13 protein-coding genes and 1 tRNA gene are annotated in these 15,658 nt (G+C 72.4%); 6 read left to right on the forward strand and 8 right to left on the reverse strand.

Translation table 11 applies throughout. The features are described 5' to 3' along the window. Nucleotides 1-6: 6 nt before the first annotated feature. From EV382_RS16875 to EV382_RS16885, 3 genes are all read right to left on the reverse strand, one after another. A complete protein-coding gene (locus EV382_RS16875) occupies nucleotides 7-1,713 on the reverse strand; it encodes an ankyrin repeat domain-containing protein (RefSeq protein WP_130403083.1) in 1,707 nt (568 codons plus the stop codon). Beyond that, nucleotides 1,710-3,059 carry an SDR family NAD(P)-dependent oxidoreductase gene (locus EV382_RS16880; protein ID WP_244236727.1) on the reverse strand — a complete coding sequence of 450 codons (1,350 nt, stop codon included), beginning with the start codon at nucleotides 3,057-3,059 and terminating at the stop codon, nucleotides 1,710-1,712. Before EV382_RS16880 ends, EV382_RS16875 begins: the two co-directional genes overlap by 4 nt. Before the next feature lie 179 nt (nucleotides 3,060-3,238). Then, a tRNA-Gly gene (locus tag EV382_RS16885) sits at nucleotides 3,239-3,311 on the reverse strand. 165 nt (nucleotides 3,312-3,476) lie between these two features. On the opposite strand from EV382_RS16885, the gene EV382_RS16890 reads away from it, so the two are divergent. Beyond that, nucleotides 3,477-4,403 carry an endonuclease/exonuclease/phosphatase family protein gene (locus EV382_RS16890; RefSeq protein WP_244236728.1) on the forward strand — a complete coding sequence of 309 codons (927 nt, stop codon included), beginning with the start codon at nucleotides 3,477-3,479 and terminating at the stop codon, nucleotides 4,401-4,403. A gap of 126 nt (nucleotides 4,404-4,529) precedes the next feature. Here EV382_RS16890 and EV382_RS16895 read toward each other — a convergent pair whose 3' ends face one another. The 4 genes from EV382_RS16895 to EV382_RS16910 all read right to left on the reverse strand — a co-directional run bounded on the left by EV382_RS16895 (nucleotide 4,530) and on the right by EV382_RS16910 (nucleotide 9,209). Further along, nucleotides 4,530-5,654 carry a glycosyltransferase family 4 protein gene (locus EV382_RS16895; RefSeq protein WP_130403085.1) on the reverse strand — a complete coding sequence of 375 codons (1,125 nt, stop codon included), beginning with the start codon at nucleotides 5,652-5,654 and terminating at the stop codon, nucleotides 4,530-4,532. Beyond that, the gene (locus EV382_RS16900; protein WP_130403087.1) at nucleotides 5,651-6,910 is read right to left on the reverse strand and encodes a M48 family metalloprotease; all 1,260 of its coding nucleotides are present in this window, start codon (nucleotides 6,908-6,910) and stop codon (nucleotides 5,651-5,653) included. The genes EV382_RS16895 and EV382_RS16900 overlap by 4 nt, the downstream gene beginning before the upstream one ends. A gap of 220 nt (nucleotides 6,911-7,130) precedes the next feature. Continuing rightward, nucleotides 7,131-7,349 (reverse strand): hypothetical protein, encoded by a 219-nt coding sequence (locus EV382_RS16905; protein ID WP_130403089.1) that lies wholly within the window; start codon nucleotides 7,347-7,349, stop codon nucleotides 7,131-7,133. A gap of 408 nt (nucleotides 7,350-7,757) precedes the next feature. Then, nucleotides 7,758-9,209, reverse strand: a complete 1,452-nt coding sequence (locus EV382_RS16910; protein ID WP_130403091.1) for an NYN domain-containing protein — start codon at nucleotides 9,207-9,209, stop codon at nucleotides 7,758-7,760. Between the two features lie 127 nt (nucleotides 9,210-9,336). Between EV382_RS16910 and EV382_RS16915 the strand changes: the two genes are divergently transcribed. The 5 genes from EV382_RS16915 to EV382_RS16935 all read left to right on the forward strand — a co-directional run bounded on the left by EV382_RS16915 (nucleotide 9,337) and on the right by EV382_RS16935 (nucleotide 14,834). Further along, nucleotides 9,337-11,091: a DEDD exonuclease domain-containing protein gene (locus EV382_RS16915; protein ID WP_130403093.1), complete on the forward strand. Its 1,755-nt coding sequence runs from the start codon at nucleotides 9,337-9,339 to the stop codon at nucleotides 11,089-11,091. Nucleotides 11,092-11,219: 128 nt separating this feature from the next. Then, nucleotides 11,220-13,013 carry a RelA/SpoT family protein gene (locus EV382_RS16920; RefSeq protein ID WP_130408905.1) on the forward strand — a complete coding sequence of 598 codons (1,794 nt, stop codon included), beginning with the start codon at nucleotides 11,220-11,222 and terminating at the stop codon, nucleotides 13,011-13,013. Between the two features lie 53 nt (nucleotides 13,014-13,066). Next, a complete protein-coding gene (locus EV382_RS16925; RefSeq protein ID WP_130403095.1) occupies nucleotides 13,067-13,609 on the forward strand; it encodes an NUDIX hydrolase in 543 nt (180 codons plus the stop codon). Nucleotides 13,610-13,611: 2 nt separating this feature from the next. Continuing rightward, nucleotides 13,612-14,466 carry a nucleotidyltransferase family protein gene (locus EV382_RS16930; RefSeq protein ID WP_130408907.1) on the forward strand — a complete coding sequence of 285 codons (855 nt, stop codon included), beginning with the start codon at nucleotides 13,612-13,614 and terminating at the stop codon, nucleotides 14,464-14,466. Nucleotides 14,467-14,546: 80 nt separating this feature from the next. Next, nucleotides 14,547-14,834 (forward strand): Lrp/AsnC family transcriptional regulator, encoded by a 288-nt coding sequence (locus tag EV382_RS16935; RefSeq protein ID WP_124772802.1) that lies wholly within the window; start codon nucleotides 14,547-14,549, stop codon nucleotides 14,832-14,834. Nucleotides 14,835-14,894: 60 nt separating this feature from the next. Here EV382_RS16935 and EV382_RS16940 read toward each other — a convergent pair whose 3' ends face one another. Continuing rightward, nucleotides 14,895-15,590, reverse strand: coding sequence for a DUF4142 domain-containing protein (locus tag EV382_RS16940; protein WP_130403097.1), 696 nt, complete (start codon nucleotides 15,588-15,590; stop codon nucleotides 14,895-14,897). Nucleotides 15,591-15,658: the final 68 nt, after the last annotated feature.

Here is a 15,658-nt window from a genome sequence, read left to right on the forward strand (position 1 = left end):
CGGTCCTCAACACGACGGCGCCGGCTGGCTTCGGTCGATCCACTCCTCGATCAGCTGAAGGATCTCGGGTATCCCACGGTGGTCGTCGTAGAAGTCCTCGTCCGCGTTGTACATGAAGGACTTGTAGTCGGCCATGTCGGCGGCGCTGTACTCCCTCACGTCGGGCAGGTGTGGGTCAGCTCCGGCCGTGAGGAGCGTCCGGACCAGCTCCGGGGTGCCTCCGGCGCTGACCGCGACGTGCAAAGCGGTACGCCCGAGCCGGTCCTGGGCCCCGATCGGAACGCCGCCGTCCAGCAGGCGATGGACCAGCGTGGGGTCGTCGAGGGACCGCGCGTGGTGCAGCAGGGTGCCGCCCCGACCGTCGCCCATCCGGGGATCGAGTCCGGCGTCCAGCAGCGCCGCCAACGCGGCCGAACCACCATGCTGGATGCGGAGCAACACCTCACGACGTAGCTCCCGCAAAGGCCGGGGCAGCCGACCCGCCGACCCGCGCCAAGCCGCCACCGCGGTCAGACAGCCGGCGACCTGCCCACCCAGACCGCCCAACAGCTGCTCACGGCGCACCTCCTCCGGCGGGTGCGACAACGCATCGAGCCGGCCGTCACCATGCCGCACCGTGTGCCACTCACCCCGACACCGCACCGACACCTCACGCACCACGTCGACATCGTCACGCAGCGGGCCGACCCCGGCACCGGGAAACAGCACGGCACGAACCAACGGATGCACCTCCGCCGGGGTGAGCAGACCGTGCCGGACCAGGTCCAGGTCGACCGGCCGGGTGTGGATCGGCCCGGCGAGTTCGATGGTGTTGTCGGGCTCGCGGCGGGAGCTGACGAGCCGCGCCGCGACGCCGGATGAATCGCGGCGATGCACCTCGGCGATCATCCACCAGCCGTCGCGGATCAGCGTCTGCTCGACGCCGTAGCGGTCGTGCAGCCGCTGCATCTCGACGCCGAACCCTGCCGGGATCGCGAGCCCTGTCGTCATGCTGTCGAAGGCCGGACGGTCGCCTCGCGGCGGAGTCAGGTCGAGGTCCACGTCGGCCGCCGCCCAGGCAGCAACCGGGTCGCCGGCGGCGATCAGCCGATCGAAGACCTCCGCCCGGGTCGCCAGATCCGCCGGTTCAACCCGCATCGGGTACGCCTCGAACGGCCGCACCGACCCGTCCACCTCGAAGCCCGGCAACCGCTCCGGCGTGCCCCCGTACGCCGCGCGAAGCCCGCCGACGTGGTCGACGCTCCAGAACACCGGCGACAGGTCCGGCCAGTCGGGTTGCGGGGTCCTGGCGGAGTGCACCTCCAGTCGCAACCGCTGCGAGCCGTCCACCGTCCAGGGCACCCGCACCACCAGGATGGCGTCATCGTCGCCGATGCGGCCCTCCCTGGTGGACAGCAGCCAACGTTTACCGGTGGCGAGGCTCGTCCGACCGCCGAGAGTCCGGGGCAGGTGCCAGCGCAGCAGGTCCGGCGCGAGCGCGACCAGATCCGCCTCAATCAACTCAGCCTGCCGGGCACCGTGGTTACGGCGTACCTCGGCGAGGTCGACCTCGACGTCGATCCGCCCGGCCGCACAGCCGGCCCGCCAGTCCCCGTCCGCACGGGCCGCAGCGCACGCCTCGATCATCACCGGCGGCACGGCAAACCGGCGAACCCGCTGCCAGACGGGAAGCTCAGGGAGGACGGGCCGACCCACCGGCGTCGGCTCGGTCACCACGGCACACTCCGGTAGTCCTTGAGGAACTGGCCGCTGACCGGAGCGCCGTTGACCCCTCGTACCACCGGGTCGTAGACGCGGGCGGCCCCGTCGATCACGTCCAGCGGTGGACGGAAGCCGCGCGCACGCTGGCGGGCCTTGCTCGGGTGCGGGCGCTCGTCGGTGACCCAGCCGGTGTCCACGCTGTTCATGTAGATCCCGCTGCGCAGGTAATCGGCGGCAACCGTGCGGACCAGCATGTTGAGCGAGGCCTTGGCCATGTTGGTGTGCGGGTGGCGAACGGTCTTGCCGGCTCGCGAGTAACTGCCCTCCATCGCGGACACCTGCACGACATGGCGTTGGGGGTGCGGACTGGCCTCCATCAGCGGGCGCAGCCGTGAGGTGAGCAGGAACGGCGCGAAGGCGTTGACCACATGAACCTGCAGCCACTCGTGCGGGCTGACCTCCGCGTCCCGCAGCACCCAGGAATTGACGTCCCGCAGGTCGAGCGGCTGCCCCGTCTCGTCCACCCGCCCCGCCGGGAAGTACGCCTCCAGCGGCGCCGGCAGCCCGGACAGCTCGGGCCGGGCAGGCGCGACACCCACGGCGATTCGGGCGCCCGGCCCGACCAGGGGTGTCGCCTCCGCCTCCCGTACCTCCCGGTGGTAGGCCGGTGGTCGCCACAGCGTCTGGGCGGCGTTGTTGACCAGGATGTCCAGCCCGGCGAACCGGCGGCCGACCAGCGCCACGAAGTCCACGGTCGCGGGCAGGTCGAGCAGGTCGAGGCCGTGCACGTAGAGCCGGTCAGCCCAGTCGGCGGCGTCTTGCACCGCGGCGAACCGGCGAGCGGCGTCGCGCGGGAAGCGGGTGGTGACAATGACCCGTGCACCGTCGCGGAGCAGTTTCAGCGCGGTGTGGAAACCGATCTTGACCCGGCCCCCGGTGACCACGGCCGTCCGACCGGTGAGATCGCAGCGAGCATGCCGGTGGACCCGGCTGTCGTCGGCGCACGACAGACACATGCGGTGGTAATCGGCGTCGACCTCGCGGTAGGCGGCCTTGCAGACGTAGCAGCGGCGGCCCTGCCGCAGCGTGCCTACACTGCCGCTGCGGACCTCGCCACCGGCCGTTGGTGGGGCCGGATCCGGGATCTCGGTGTGGAACCGGGTGGCCGCGGCCAGGACCGCGCCGTCGGCCACCCTGGTCGCGGTCAGCCGGCGGGCCTTGGCCCGCTTCTTCACGCCACGAGCGGCCATGGTGACCGCCCGTTCCACCACCTGGCGCGTTTCCTCGTCGAGGTCGGGGTCGTCGAGGCGGGCCAGCATGGCCAGACAGGCCGCCAGCTCATCCCGCCCGACGGACACCCTGCCTCCCTGTTGGATGTGGGGCGAGACCGACCGGATTCGAACCGGCGTCCTCCAGCTTGCGGTTAAGGCGCGTCGACCACTGCGCTACGGCCTCGCCACGCGGCAGCCTAGCCGATCACACCGACAAAGATCACCCGTCCGTGTTCGTCGGCGGCCCGTCCCCCCGCGCCCAGCGGGCAGGCCGGCCGGATTCGAACCGGCGTCCCCCTCCATGGCATGGAGATGCGTCGACCTCTGCGCTACGGCCCGCCCGCAGGGCAGTTTAGGCGGAGAACGGTGAACGGGCCAGGCCCCGGTCGGTGAGCAGCCGGCTGCGGCCCGAAACGCGAGTTTTCCCGCCCGAGCCGTGGGGGTCCACATAGGAGCCGGAGACGCCGTTAAGATACATATTCTCACGTCGATACGGGGGTAAACGTGCGTATTTGGAAGGGCGGCCTGGTGGCCGCGACCGTTCTCACTGTTCTGCTGGCGAGCGCCGGTGTCAGTTCGGCAGCCGCCAACGTCAGCTACAACGTATGGACCTGGAATGTGGCGGGCTGGACGATGCACCGCGGCTCGACCAGCAACGGTCTCATTGACGTGATCTCGAATTCGATCCGCAACCGGTCCTCCCATCTTGCCGCCCTCAATGAGCTGTGCTGGGGGCAGTACAAGGCGATCCAGGCGAACCTCCGGGCGTCCGACTGGGGCGAGGACGAGGAAAACTACTCGCGGTTCGAGAGCACCAACGACACCGGCTGCGGCGGAGAGAAGTCCGGTATCGCCCTCTTCAGCAAGGCCCCGATGGGCACGGCCAACCGCATCCTGTTGCCCGACGACGGCCGGGTGGAGAAGCGCAAGTTGTTGTGCGCCCCACTTGAGGCCCGGCCACACCTCCGGTTCTGCACGACCCACATCACCACGTCGAGCGAGGTCATCGGGGGAAGCCAGATCAACCAGCAGCAACTCGACGCAGTCCGCGCCCACGTGGACGCGTTCAACGCCAACGGCGACACCGTGATCATTGCGGGCGACTTCAACGCCCAGCCCAGCTACAACCGTCTGGACAAGTGGTACGCGCCGTCGGTGAACACGGTGAACAACCCCGACAATGTCGGTGCCCACCGTGAGCTCGACGATCGTGATTCGCGCTGCGTCGGATACGGCGAGAACAGCCAGGACGACGGGACCCCTCCCGGTCCCTGCGGGCCGGGCAAGAAGATCGATCTGATTTTCGTACGGGAAGACAAGATCGTCGGTGCCTATGACGGCGACTCGCTGAGCATCTCCAACAGCTGCGGTGGCGCCTGCTCCGATCACCGAATCGTCATCGGATCGGTGACCGTGACGGTAGCGTCCTGATCCATCAGATCGCAGTCATGGCCTCTAACGGGGGGGCCTCGTCCACGGCGACGAGGGGCCCCCCGTTGCACGACGAGACCCCTCGTGTCCCGCATGGAGTCGGGGGCTACTGCCTTCAGGTAGCCGTCAGCCGGCGAGCAGCGCCGCCATCCGTTGCGCCTGCGCCTCCCAGCGCCACTCCCGCTCCACCCACGCCCGACCGGCCGCACCCAGTTGGCGGGCCAGATCCCGGTCGGCGAGCAGCCGGGCGACCCGATCGGCGAGCTGGGCGACGTCCCGGCCGCGTACGACGTAGCCGGTCTCCCCCTCGCGGACCGCGTCCGGTGCGCCCCCAGAGTCACCGGCCACCACCGGCAGGCCGGTGGCGGAGGCCTCCAGGTAGACGATGCCCAGCCCCTCGACGTCGAGACCGCGGTTGCGGGTGCGGCACGGCATCGCGTAGACGTCACCGGCCGCGTAGTGCGCCGGCAACTCGGCCGACGGCACCGAGCCGGTGAACACCACGTCCCGTTCCACGCCGGTCTGCCGCGCCAGCTTCTCCAGGGTCGCCCGGTACGGCCCGCCGCCGACGATCAGCAGCGCCGCGTCGGGCACCCGGCGGCGGATCTCCGGCAGTGCCCGGATCAACATGTCCTGACCCTTGCGCGGCACCAGCCGGGACACACAGACAACCACCGGCCGGTCGGTCAACCCGAGCCGGGCCCGAACCTGACCACCGTCCACAGTCGGGTGGTAGGTGTCCACGTCGACCCCGGGCGCCAACTGGCGCAGCTCGGTCACCCCGTCCAACACCCGGGCCAACCGGCTACGGGTGTACTCGCCGAGATAGGTGGTCACGTCCACACCCCGACCGATGCGCCGCAGCGCCGGCCGGGCGGCCGGCACCGCCGCCCAACCGACCTCGTGGCCGTGGGTCTGCGCCACCACTCGGCGGATGCCGGCCCGCCGCCGCAGGCCGGCCGCGAGCAGCCCCAATGGGGCGGCCGCCCCGAACCACACCGTGTCGCAGTCGTACGCGCGAGCCAGCCGGGCCGCCCGGCGGGCGATCAACGGGGTCGGCAACAGCACCCGGGTGCGTTCCCGGATCACCTCGAACGGCTGGTCGGCGTCGAACTTCGCGGCATCGCGCCAGCTCGACGCGTAGACCACCACCGAACCGGCCGGTTGACGGAGCGCGAGGTTGTGCACGAAGGACTGGATGCCGCCCGGGCGGGGCGGGAAGTCGTTGGTGATCAGCAGGGTGCGGCTCATCGACCGGCCTCCCGGGCGTACGCGCGGGCAGCGGCCATCCGCTCCACGGTGGACGGATGCGAGGCCGAGTAGAGGTATTCCCAGCGGGGCGGGTCGGGATCGCCGAGGTTGACCGAGCCGAGCCGACGCTGCATCGACTCGAAGGACTCCGGGTCGTTGGTGAGCGCCAGAGCGTGCGCGTCGGCCCGCGCCTCCACCCGTCGGGACATCAGCGCCTGCACCGGCGCGGCGACCAGGCCGGCCACCGTGACCAGGGCGACCAGCAGCGGAAACGCGCGCGGATGGGCCACCGAGTCGACCCCGGCCAGCCGCAGCAGCGGCCCCCACGACCCGAGCAGGTAGAGCGCCACGACGGCTGCGGCGGCACCCAACGCCCCGGTCAGCGTGCCGGCCGCCACGTCGGAGTCCTTCGCGTGCCCCAACTCGTGCGCCACGACGGCGGTCACCTCGGCCGGGGTCGCCTCCCGCAGCAGCGTGTCGTAGACGACCACCCGCCGGGTCGGCCCGAGACCGGAGACGTACGCGTTGACCGCCCTGGTGCGGCGGGAGGCGTCGGCGACCAGCACGTCGCGCACCGGCACCCCGTCACGGGCGGCCATACTCATCAGCTCGGTACGCAACGGGCCCTGCTCCATCGGGGTGAACCGGTTGAACACGGGCTCCACCAGCACCGGCAACACGAACGACAGCAGCACCACCAGCAGGGCCGCGCCGGCGGCACCGAACGCCCACCACCAGCGCGGCGCGAGCCGGATGACCGCGTAGAAGCCGAACAGCGCCACCGCGCCGATCACCGCGCTGACCGCGTACGACTTGAGCAGGTCGACCGCCCAGCCACTCCAGCCGTTGGTGCTCAACCCGTAGCGGGTGAGCACGCTCTGCCGCCAGGCGGCGAACGGGAGCGTCACCAGGTCGGCGACGAGCACCACGGCCAGCCCGCCGAGCACCGCCTGCGCGGCCCAGTGCCCACCGAACGGCCGACCCACCAGCTCGACCAGGCGACTGCCCAGCGGGGTCAACCCGAGCGCGAGGGCGATCAGCAGCCCGACAGCGAGCGCGGCATAACCGCCGGGGCGCAGCGCGGCCCGGAACTCCCGACCCTTGGCCACCTGCTCGGCCGGCAGGTCACGCAGTGCCGCGAGCTGGTCGGCCCGGGGCGCCGGCGGCCGATGCCACGGGATGAGCAGCGCGGCCAGCACGACCAGCGCGACAGTCAGCGCGGCCAGGGTCACCAACGCCCAACCACGTGTGGTCACCGGGCCACCGCCGGCCTCGCCGCACGCCCGACACCGTCGACCCCAGCACGGCCGAATGCAGCGCGGCCGGACACGGCACCGCCGAACACAGCACCGTCGGACGCAGCGCGGCCGAGCCCGCCGTCGTTCCGTCGTACTCCGCTCATCGCGCCGCTCCTCCCGCTGTGACCGCCCATCCTATGGCCCGCGAAAAGCCCACCTCCGGGCACGGTGTCGCGCCTCAGGCGACCCGCCGGGTGGCGCGGCGACGTGCCGTGCCGGGTCGCGGGGGCGCGGCCAGCACCTCCACGTCGAAGCCGGCCCGGGCGAACACCTCGATGGCCTCGACCTCGGCGGCGACCAGCCCGGCCGCCGGGGACGTCTCGTCGAACAGAGCGGTCAGCGGACAGCCGGAACAGCCCTCGGCCCGCTTCGCGCACCCGTCGCAGTCGATGAGCATGACCCCTCCTGATCGGCTCGCGGTGCCCGGTCGACGCCCAGTCGTCGTCGACCGAGCACCGTCGGTCACATCGACGCTAACCACCGGGTACGACAGAAACCCCGCCCGACCGGGCGTTGGAGGGCTAGATCCACTCCGATTCCATGAAATCGGGCTATCCCGCCCGACCGGACACCCCGACTTCAAGAAATCCGTGTCGATCTTGCCTCTCGCGGCAGCCGTGCCGCGCGCACCCCACCCCACCCGGACCTCGCGCAGGCCCGGCCACGCCCAGGCCCGGCCACGCGCAGGCCCGGCCACGCGCAGGCCCGGCCACGCGCAGGCCCGGCCACGCGCAGGCCCGGCCACGCGCAGGCCCGGCCACGCCCAGGCCCGGCCACGCCCAGGCCCGGCCACGCGCAACCCCGGTCAGGAACGGGCGAGCCGCCGCAGCAGGGAGTCCGCGCCCAGCGGGTACGCGCCGTGTCGGCGTACCCCGTCGGCGACCTCGCGGTCGGACGAGACCACGACCACCGGCCGGCCCGCCGGCTCGGCGCGGACCAGCCGCCGGATCAGCTCGTCGGCGGTCTCGCCCTTGCGGGAGAAGAGCACCCGTACACCGCGCGGCGCGGGCGGCAGCCCGTGCATCCGCTCGGCGCCGTCGAAGACCACGGTGACCTCGTCACCGGTCTGCGCGGCGATCCCGCCCAGCCCGGTGATCAGACGCTTGCGCTGCTGCTCCAGGGACATCTCGCCGAAGCCGCGCTTGGTGACGTTGTAGCCGTCCACCACCAGGTGCGCCCGGGGCAGGGCGAGCAGTTGATCGAGGCGGGCCGGGTCGTCGGTGTCGCGGGCGCGGGCGGCCGGGCCGACCGGGGCAGCGCCCGGCTGCTCGGCGAACGCGTCGGCGACGAAGTCGGCGGGGAGCTTGTCCACCGGGTCGAGCGCCAGCTCCCGGCGCAGCCCGACGGCGGCCTGGCCGATGGTCTCCAGCAACAGCCAGAGCCGGGCGTCGTCGACCGAGCGCGCCTCCTTGGCGCTGGCCCGGGCGACCCCGGCGGCGGCCTCCGCCTCCGCCAGCCGGGCGCGGGCGCGACGGAGTTCGGCGTCCACGTCGGCGCTGGCGCGGGCGGCCCGGCCGCGCTCGGTGGCCAGCAGCTCGGTGGCCTTCCGCTCGCGGGCCTGCGTCTCCCGCAGGGTGCGGGCCATCTGCCGCGACTCCTCGCGGAGCTGGCCCAGCTCCTCACGGACGCGGGCCAGCTCGTCACGGAGCTTCTCGGCCTCGACCCGAGCCACCGCCCGGTCGTGCTCGGCTCGGGTGGCCCGCTGCTCGGCCTCCCGGACCAGCTCGGCGACGACGGCGCTGTCCGCCTCGGCGCGGACGGCCGCTCCGCTGGTGTCGATCAGCTCCCGCCAGCCGCGGGGCCGGGCCAGGTAGGCCAGTGCGGCCACCTCGACCGGGTCGGCGGCGGCCGGCGCGGTGCCCTCGACCACGGCCGCGCCGAGGTCACCGGCGTCGGCCAGGACCCGCGCGGTGACCCGCTGCCGGAACAGCGGGTCGGCGGTGAGCTGGGCGGCAATGACCGGCGCACCGAGCCGGGCACGTCGGTTGGGCGCGAACTTGGCCACCCGGCGCAACGGCACCGGGACCTCGTCGGTGGGGAGGGTGGGCAGCACCGCCGCGGTCAGCGTGACGATCCGCTGGCGGACCGGCTCGGGGAGGGTCGGCTCCGGCTCGGCGCCGGGGCCGTCGCCCGTTGTCGGGTCCGCTGCGCCCGGTGGGGGGCTGACTACGTTGTCGTCCGAATTGCCCGCAGCACCGTCGCGCGCGACCGGATCCTCCTGCGGGAGGTGGTCGTCGTACGGCTCGGTGAGGGGCATGTGGCAAGTCTCCCACCGCGACCGGGCCCACCGCCCGGTGAGTGAGCCGATCTCTCATCCTAGCCCCATGGTGACTGGTGGGACGGCTGCGACGGGAGTGTCGGACCGGGACGCTAGCGTGCCGCCGATGGCACAGGCGGAGTACGTCCAGGAGTCACTGGCCGGTCTCGACCCGGCGGTGGGCGGGGTGGACCCGGCGCTGCCGCTCTACGCCACGACGTTCGTGGTGGTCGACCTGGAGACCACCGGCGGCGCACCGGACGGCGGCGGCATCACCGAGATCGGCGCGGTCAAGGTGCGCGGCGGCGAGCAGTTGGGGGTGCTGGCGACCCTGGTCAACCCGGGCCAGCCGATCCCACCCTTCATCACCGTGCTGACCGGCATCACCCAGGCCATGCTGGTGCCGGCGCCACCGATCGAGCAGGTGCTGCCGAGCTTCCTGGAGTTCATCGACGACGCGGTGCTGGTGGCCCACAACGCCCCGTACGACGTGGGCTTCCTCAAGGCCGCCTGCGCGAAGCACGGCTACCGCTGGCCCAACCCCCGGGTGCTGGACACTGCGGCGCTCGCCCGTCGGGTGCTGACCCGCGACGAGGTGCCCAACCGCAAGCTCGGCACCCTGGCCGCCTACTTCCGCACCGCCACCCAGCCCACCCACCGGGCGCTGGACGACGCGAAGGCCACCGTCGACGTGCTGCACGGGCTGATCGGTCGGCTCGGCGGGCACCGGGTGGACACGGTCGGCGACGCCATCGAGTTCGCCCGCGCGGTCACCCCCACCCAGCGCCGTAAGCGGCACCTGGCCGACGGGCTGCCCAAGGTCCCCGGGGTCTACATCTTCCGGGCCGCCGACGACCGACCGCTCTACGTGGGCACCTCGGTCGACATCGCCACCCGGGTGCGCAGCTACTTCACCGCCGGCGAGAAGCGCGCCCGGATCTCCGAGATGTTGGGCGCGGCCGAGCGGGTCGAGGCGGTGGAGTGCGCCCACTCGTTGGAGGCGGAGGTCCGCGAGCTGCGGTTGATCGCCGCACACGCCCCGCCGTACAACCGCCGGTCCAAATACCCGGAACGGATGGTCTGGCTCAAGCTGACCGACGGTCCGTACCCTCGGTTGTCGATCGTCCGCGACCTCTCCCCCACCGACACCGCGTACCTCGGGCCGTTCACCTCCCGGCGGGCCGCCGAGCTGGCCGCCGCCGGTTTCCACGACGCGGTGCCGCTGCGCCAGTGCACGCACCGGCTCTCGCTGCGCACCGTCACGCCGGCCTGCGCGCTGGCCGAGCTGGGTCGCTGCCCGGCACCCTGCGAACACAAGATCACCCCCGAGGAGTACGACGACAGCGCCGCCGCGCCCTTCCGCAGCGCGACGACCAGCGACCCCCAGCCGGTGGTCGACGCGCTCCTCGCGCGGATCGACGTGCTCTCCCGCGACCAGCGCTACGAGGAGGCCGCCGTGGTGCGGTCCCGGCTGGCCGCGGTGCTGCGGGCCACCGTGCGGATGCAGCGGCTGGCCGCGCTGACCGGGATCGTCGAGCTGGCCGCGGCGCGGCCGGCCGCCGGGGGCGGCTGGGAGTTGGCGCTGATCCGGCACGGCCGGCTGGCCGGGGCGGGGGTGTCCCCGCCGGGCGTGCATCCACGGCCCACGTTGACCACGATCCGGGCCACCGCGGAGACGGTGTCGGGCGGGCACGGTCCGGTGCCGGCCGCCACCGCCGAGGAGTCCGAGCGGATATTGTCCTGGTTGGAACGACCGGAGACCCGACTCGTGGAGATGTCCTCCGGTTGGTCATCCCCGGCGAGTGGCGCGGGTCGGTTCCGTGACCTGCTGGCGAAGGCCGAGAGCGGCGCGTCCCACCAACTCTCGACCGAACGCTCATGACCAACTGACCGATCGGACTACGTCGACTCGCTTAGGCTGTTAGAGAAGTGCAGTCCTGCCCGATTCGTGGGCCTGCTCCCCGCCGCCGGTCTCCGGCGATGCGGAGCCGGGGTGAGGAGGTGTCCCTCGTGGACGTCGACGCCGGACGCGGCGCCGCCCTGGGGGGCGCCCTGCCGACGCAGCCGGGTGAGCTGCCGCTCGCCCGCCGGCTGCGGTCGCTGCTCAGCTGGCCCACCACCGACTCCGACCCGGTCACCCAACTGGTCCGCACCCACCGGGGCATCCACGCCGGCACCGACCCCGCGGTGCTGCGCCGGGCCTACACGATCGCGGAGAACATGCACCGCGGGCAGTTCCGCAAGAGTGGGGAACCGTACATCACCCATCCCCTCGCGGTGGCGCAGATCTGCGCCGAGCTGGGGATGGACACCACCACCCTGGTCGCGGCGCTGCTGCACGACACCGTGGAGGACACCCGCTACACCCTCCAGGCACTCTCCGAGGACTTCGGCGGTGAGGTGGCCCACCTGGTCGACGGGGTGACCAAGTTCGACAAGGCCTTCTACGGCAAGGCCGCCGAGGCGGAGACGATCCGCAAGATGATCGTGGCGGCCGCCAAGGACGTCCGGGTGCTGATCATCAAGCTGGCCGACCGGCTGCACAACATGCGCACCCTCGGGGTGCGTTCCGCGTCGTCGCGGGAACGGATCGCCCGCAAGACCCAGGAGGTGCTGGTTCCGCTCTGCGACCGGCTGGGCATCCAGACCCTCAAACGCGAGCTGGACGACGTGGTGCTGCTGCACCTCGAGCCCGACGAGCACGCCCGGCTGGCCCGGCACGTGCACGACCGGCCGGGCTGGGACGCCTACCTCGACTCGGTGGTCAACCGGGCCCGGGTGGCCCTGCGCCGCAGTCGGGTCGACGCCGAGGTGAGCCCCCGCCCCCGGCACCTCTACTCGATCTGGAAGGACACCATCGCCGGCGGCCACACCGCCCCGTACGATCTGCCCCGCATTGTGGTGGTGGTCGACGGCCCGGCCACCGACTGTTACGCCGCGCTGGGCGCGATCCACGGCACCTGGCGACCGGTTCCCGGCCGTTTCAAGGACTTCATCGCCTCACCGAAGAACAACCTCTACCGGTCGCTGCACACCAGCGTCTGCGGCCCTCAGGACCGGACGGTGGAGGTGCTGATCCGCACCGAGGAGATGCACCGCTCGGCCGAGTACGGCATCGCCGCCGACTTCCGGTTCCCCCGCTCGGGCAGCGGCAGCGCCGCGGCCCGAGCCGAACAGTTGGACTGGCTCCGCCGGGTGCTCGACTGGGAGCCGGACGCCGCCGACCCGGCACAGTTCTACGAGTCGCTGCGCTGCGACCTCGCCGAGGGGCAGATCCAGGTCTTCGCCGACGGGCGGCAGATCGTGCTGCCGGCCGGCGCCACACCTGTCGACCTCGCGTACGAGCTGGGCAACGACCGGGGCGACCACTGCCTCGCCGCACGCATCAACGGTCGGCTGGCCCCGCTCAGTTCGGAGCTGGACGAGGGCGACGTGGTGGAGATCTTCACCGAGAACGACGGCGACAACGGCTTCGAGGCCGGTGTGGCGCCGCGCGGCCCCCGCCGGGAGTGGCTGACGTTCGTCAAGTCGCCGCACGCGCAGATGCAGATCAACCGCTGGTTCGCCGAGCACACCGAGCCGGGCATCACGATCAGCGACAAGGTGCGCCTCGGTCGGGCCACCATCGGGCTCGCGCTGCGCCAGCACAACCGGGGCCTCGCCAGTGACCTGCCGCTGTTGCGCCTCTCCGAGGAGCTGGGCTACCCCGACCTGGAGACCCTGCTGGTCGCGGTCTTCGACCGGGTGATCGAACCGGACACCGTGGTCCGCCAGCTCATCGACCTGGTCGACCATCGACAGTGACCCGACGGGCCCCAGGGCGTCCGAAGGACATTCGTGACCACTAGCCTGGAGTCATGATCCCCCGCTCCCGTGCCACCGGTCGGGCCATCTTCTACCAGGCCTTCTACCGGCTGCCGTTGCCGGTGCGCCGACGCCTGGTCCGGCTGGCCGTGCCCAAGTACATCGTCGGCGCGGTGACCCTGGTCCGAGACGCCGAGGCGACGGGCGCGGGTCGGTTGCTCATGCTGCGCCAGCCGCCCGGCAAGGGTTGGTCCCTCCCCGCCGGTCTGCTCGACCGGGGCGAGGCCCCGGTGGTGGGCGCGGCCCGGGAGCTGTTCGAGGAGTCCGGCATCCGGCTTCCACCGTCGCGGCTGCGCCCGGCGGTGCCGAACGCGATCGTGCACGCCAAGGGCTGGGTGGACATGGTCTTCGAGACCGAGGTGCCGGCGTCCAGCACCGAGCTGGCCGTCGACGGCGCGGAGGTCTTCGAGGCCGCCTGGCACCCCCTGGACGACCTGCCGAAGCTGACCTGGCCGACGGCCCGGCTGCTCGCCTACTACGACATCGGGCCGCTGGCCGGGCAGTTCCCGCCACCGGTGCCCGACGACACCCCGTGACCATGGCGGCCGCCGTCCCGGCGCAGCTGTGCGCGGTGGTGCTCGCCGCCGGCGAGGGCACCCGGCTGCGCCCGCTCACCGAACGGGTGCCCAAGGCGCTCTGCCCGGTGGGCAACGTGCCCCTGCTGGACCGGGCGTTGGCGCGGCTGGCCGGTCTGGGCGTGACCGGTCCCGACCGGGTCGCGGTGAACGCCTGCTACCTCGGTGACCAGGTGGTGGCGCACGTCGGTGACCGGGCGCACCTGTCCGTGGAGCCGGGCGACCCGCTGGGTACCGCGGGCGGGGTGGCGAACCTGCGGGACTGGATCGACGGGCGGCCGGTGCTGGTCGGCAACGCCGACGCGTACCTCGCCGACCCGGCTGCCGCGCCGGGCCCGGACGTGGCCGCCCTGCTCGACGGCTGGGACGGGCACACCGTACGCCTGCTCGGCCAGCCCGCCGCGGACCCGGCGGCGCCGGGCACCTTCGCCGGGCACTGCTTCACCGGCTTCTCGCTGCTGCCCTGGCGGCTCGTCCGGGACCTGCCGGTCGTCTTCTCCGACCTGGTGCGCGCCGTGTGGCGGCCGGCCGAGGCGGCGGGCGCCCTGACGGTGGTGCCCTATCGGGGCACGTTCTTCGACACCGGCACCCCGGCCGACTACCTGGCGGCCAACCTGCACGCCGCGGCCGGCGGCACGCTCGTCGACCCGTCCGCCACGGTCACCGGCCACTGCATGGAGTCGGTCGTCGGCGCGGGCGCGCGGGTGGACGGCGAGGTGTCCCGCACGGTGGTGTGGCCGGGCGCGACAGTGCACCACGGCGAGCGGCTACGCGACGCGATCCGGGCCGGGAGCACGCTGACGGTGCCGGTCGACTGACCGGCACCAGCACTGCTGGCCTCGCCTGGGCGGAAAACATCTAGCATGGGCGACGACGCCAACGAACGGAGAATTGCCCCGTGATCACCGCGATCGTGCTGATCGACTGCGCCACCGATGCGATCCCCGAGGTGGCGGAGAACCTGGCCAACCTTCCCGGTGTCAGCGAGGTCTACTCGGTGGCCGGGCACGTCGACCTCATCGCCATCGTCCGGGTCCGCGAGTTCGACCAGATCGCCCAGGTCATCGCGGGCAGCATCTCCAAGGTCCCGGGCGTGCTCAACACCGAGTCGCACATCGCCTTCCGGGCGTACTCCCAGCACGACCTGGAGGAGACGTTCGCGATCGGTCTGGCCAGCGCCGACTGACCCGCCACGCACGGCGGCCGGCCCACCGCGTGGGTGGACCGGCCGTCTGCTGTGGCTACGTCAGCTCTCGCTGGGAGCCGGTACCTCGGTGGTAGTGGTGCCGCCGCCCGGTTCCGGGGACTCGGTGGTGCCACCCGGAGCCGGCGACTCGGTGCCGGTGCCACCCGGGGCCGGCGACTCAGTGCCGGTGCCGCCCGGGCTGGGCGTGCCGCTGGCGCTGGTCTGCGGAACCGGGATGCCCAGCTTGTTGGCGAGCGCCACCAACTCGTCGTAGTGCGTCTGCAGCGTCGGAAGCGCCGTCTGCGCCAACTGGACCACCGACGGCTCGGAGCCCTGCGAGATCTCCGTCTGGGTGGCCTGGATGGCCTGGACGTGGCCGGCCAGCTCACTGGTCACCCAGAGCCGGTCGAACTCCGCGCCGCTGGCGTTGTTCAGCTTGTCGATGACCGCCTGCTGATCGGCGCTGGGCTCGTTCGGCAGTTCCACCCCGAGCTGGGACGCGGTCTGCTGCACCGTCTGGTCCAGCTGGGTGTGGTCGGTCTTCAGCATCGCGCCCAGGTCCTTGACCCCCTGGTCCTTGCCCTTCTGCTGAGCCAGGTCACCAGCGGTGATCTCGAACAGGTTGACCTGGTGTACCGCCTGCAGGTACTGGGTGTCCTGCGTCGACGGCTGTGCCGCGGCCTGCGCGGCCGCAGCCGGCGCGACGCCGACCAGTACCAGCGCGGCCAACAGGCCGAGGCGTTTGATACCCAACATGCTTCCCCCCCTTGAGACGTTGGACCGCACGGATACCCGGCTCACCGGGGTTATTCCTGCGATCGCCC

The organism is Micromonospora violae (assembly GCF_004217135.1).
In the GTDB taxonomy this organism is placed as follows: domain Bacteria; phylum Actinomycetota; class Actinomycetes; order Mycobacteriales; family Micromonosporaceae; genus Micromonospora; species Micromonospora violae.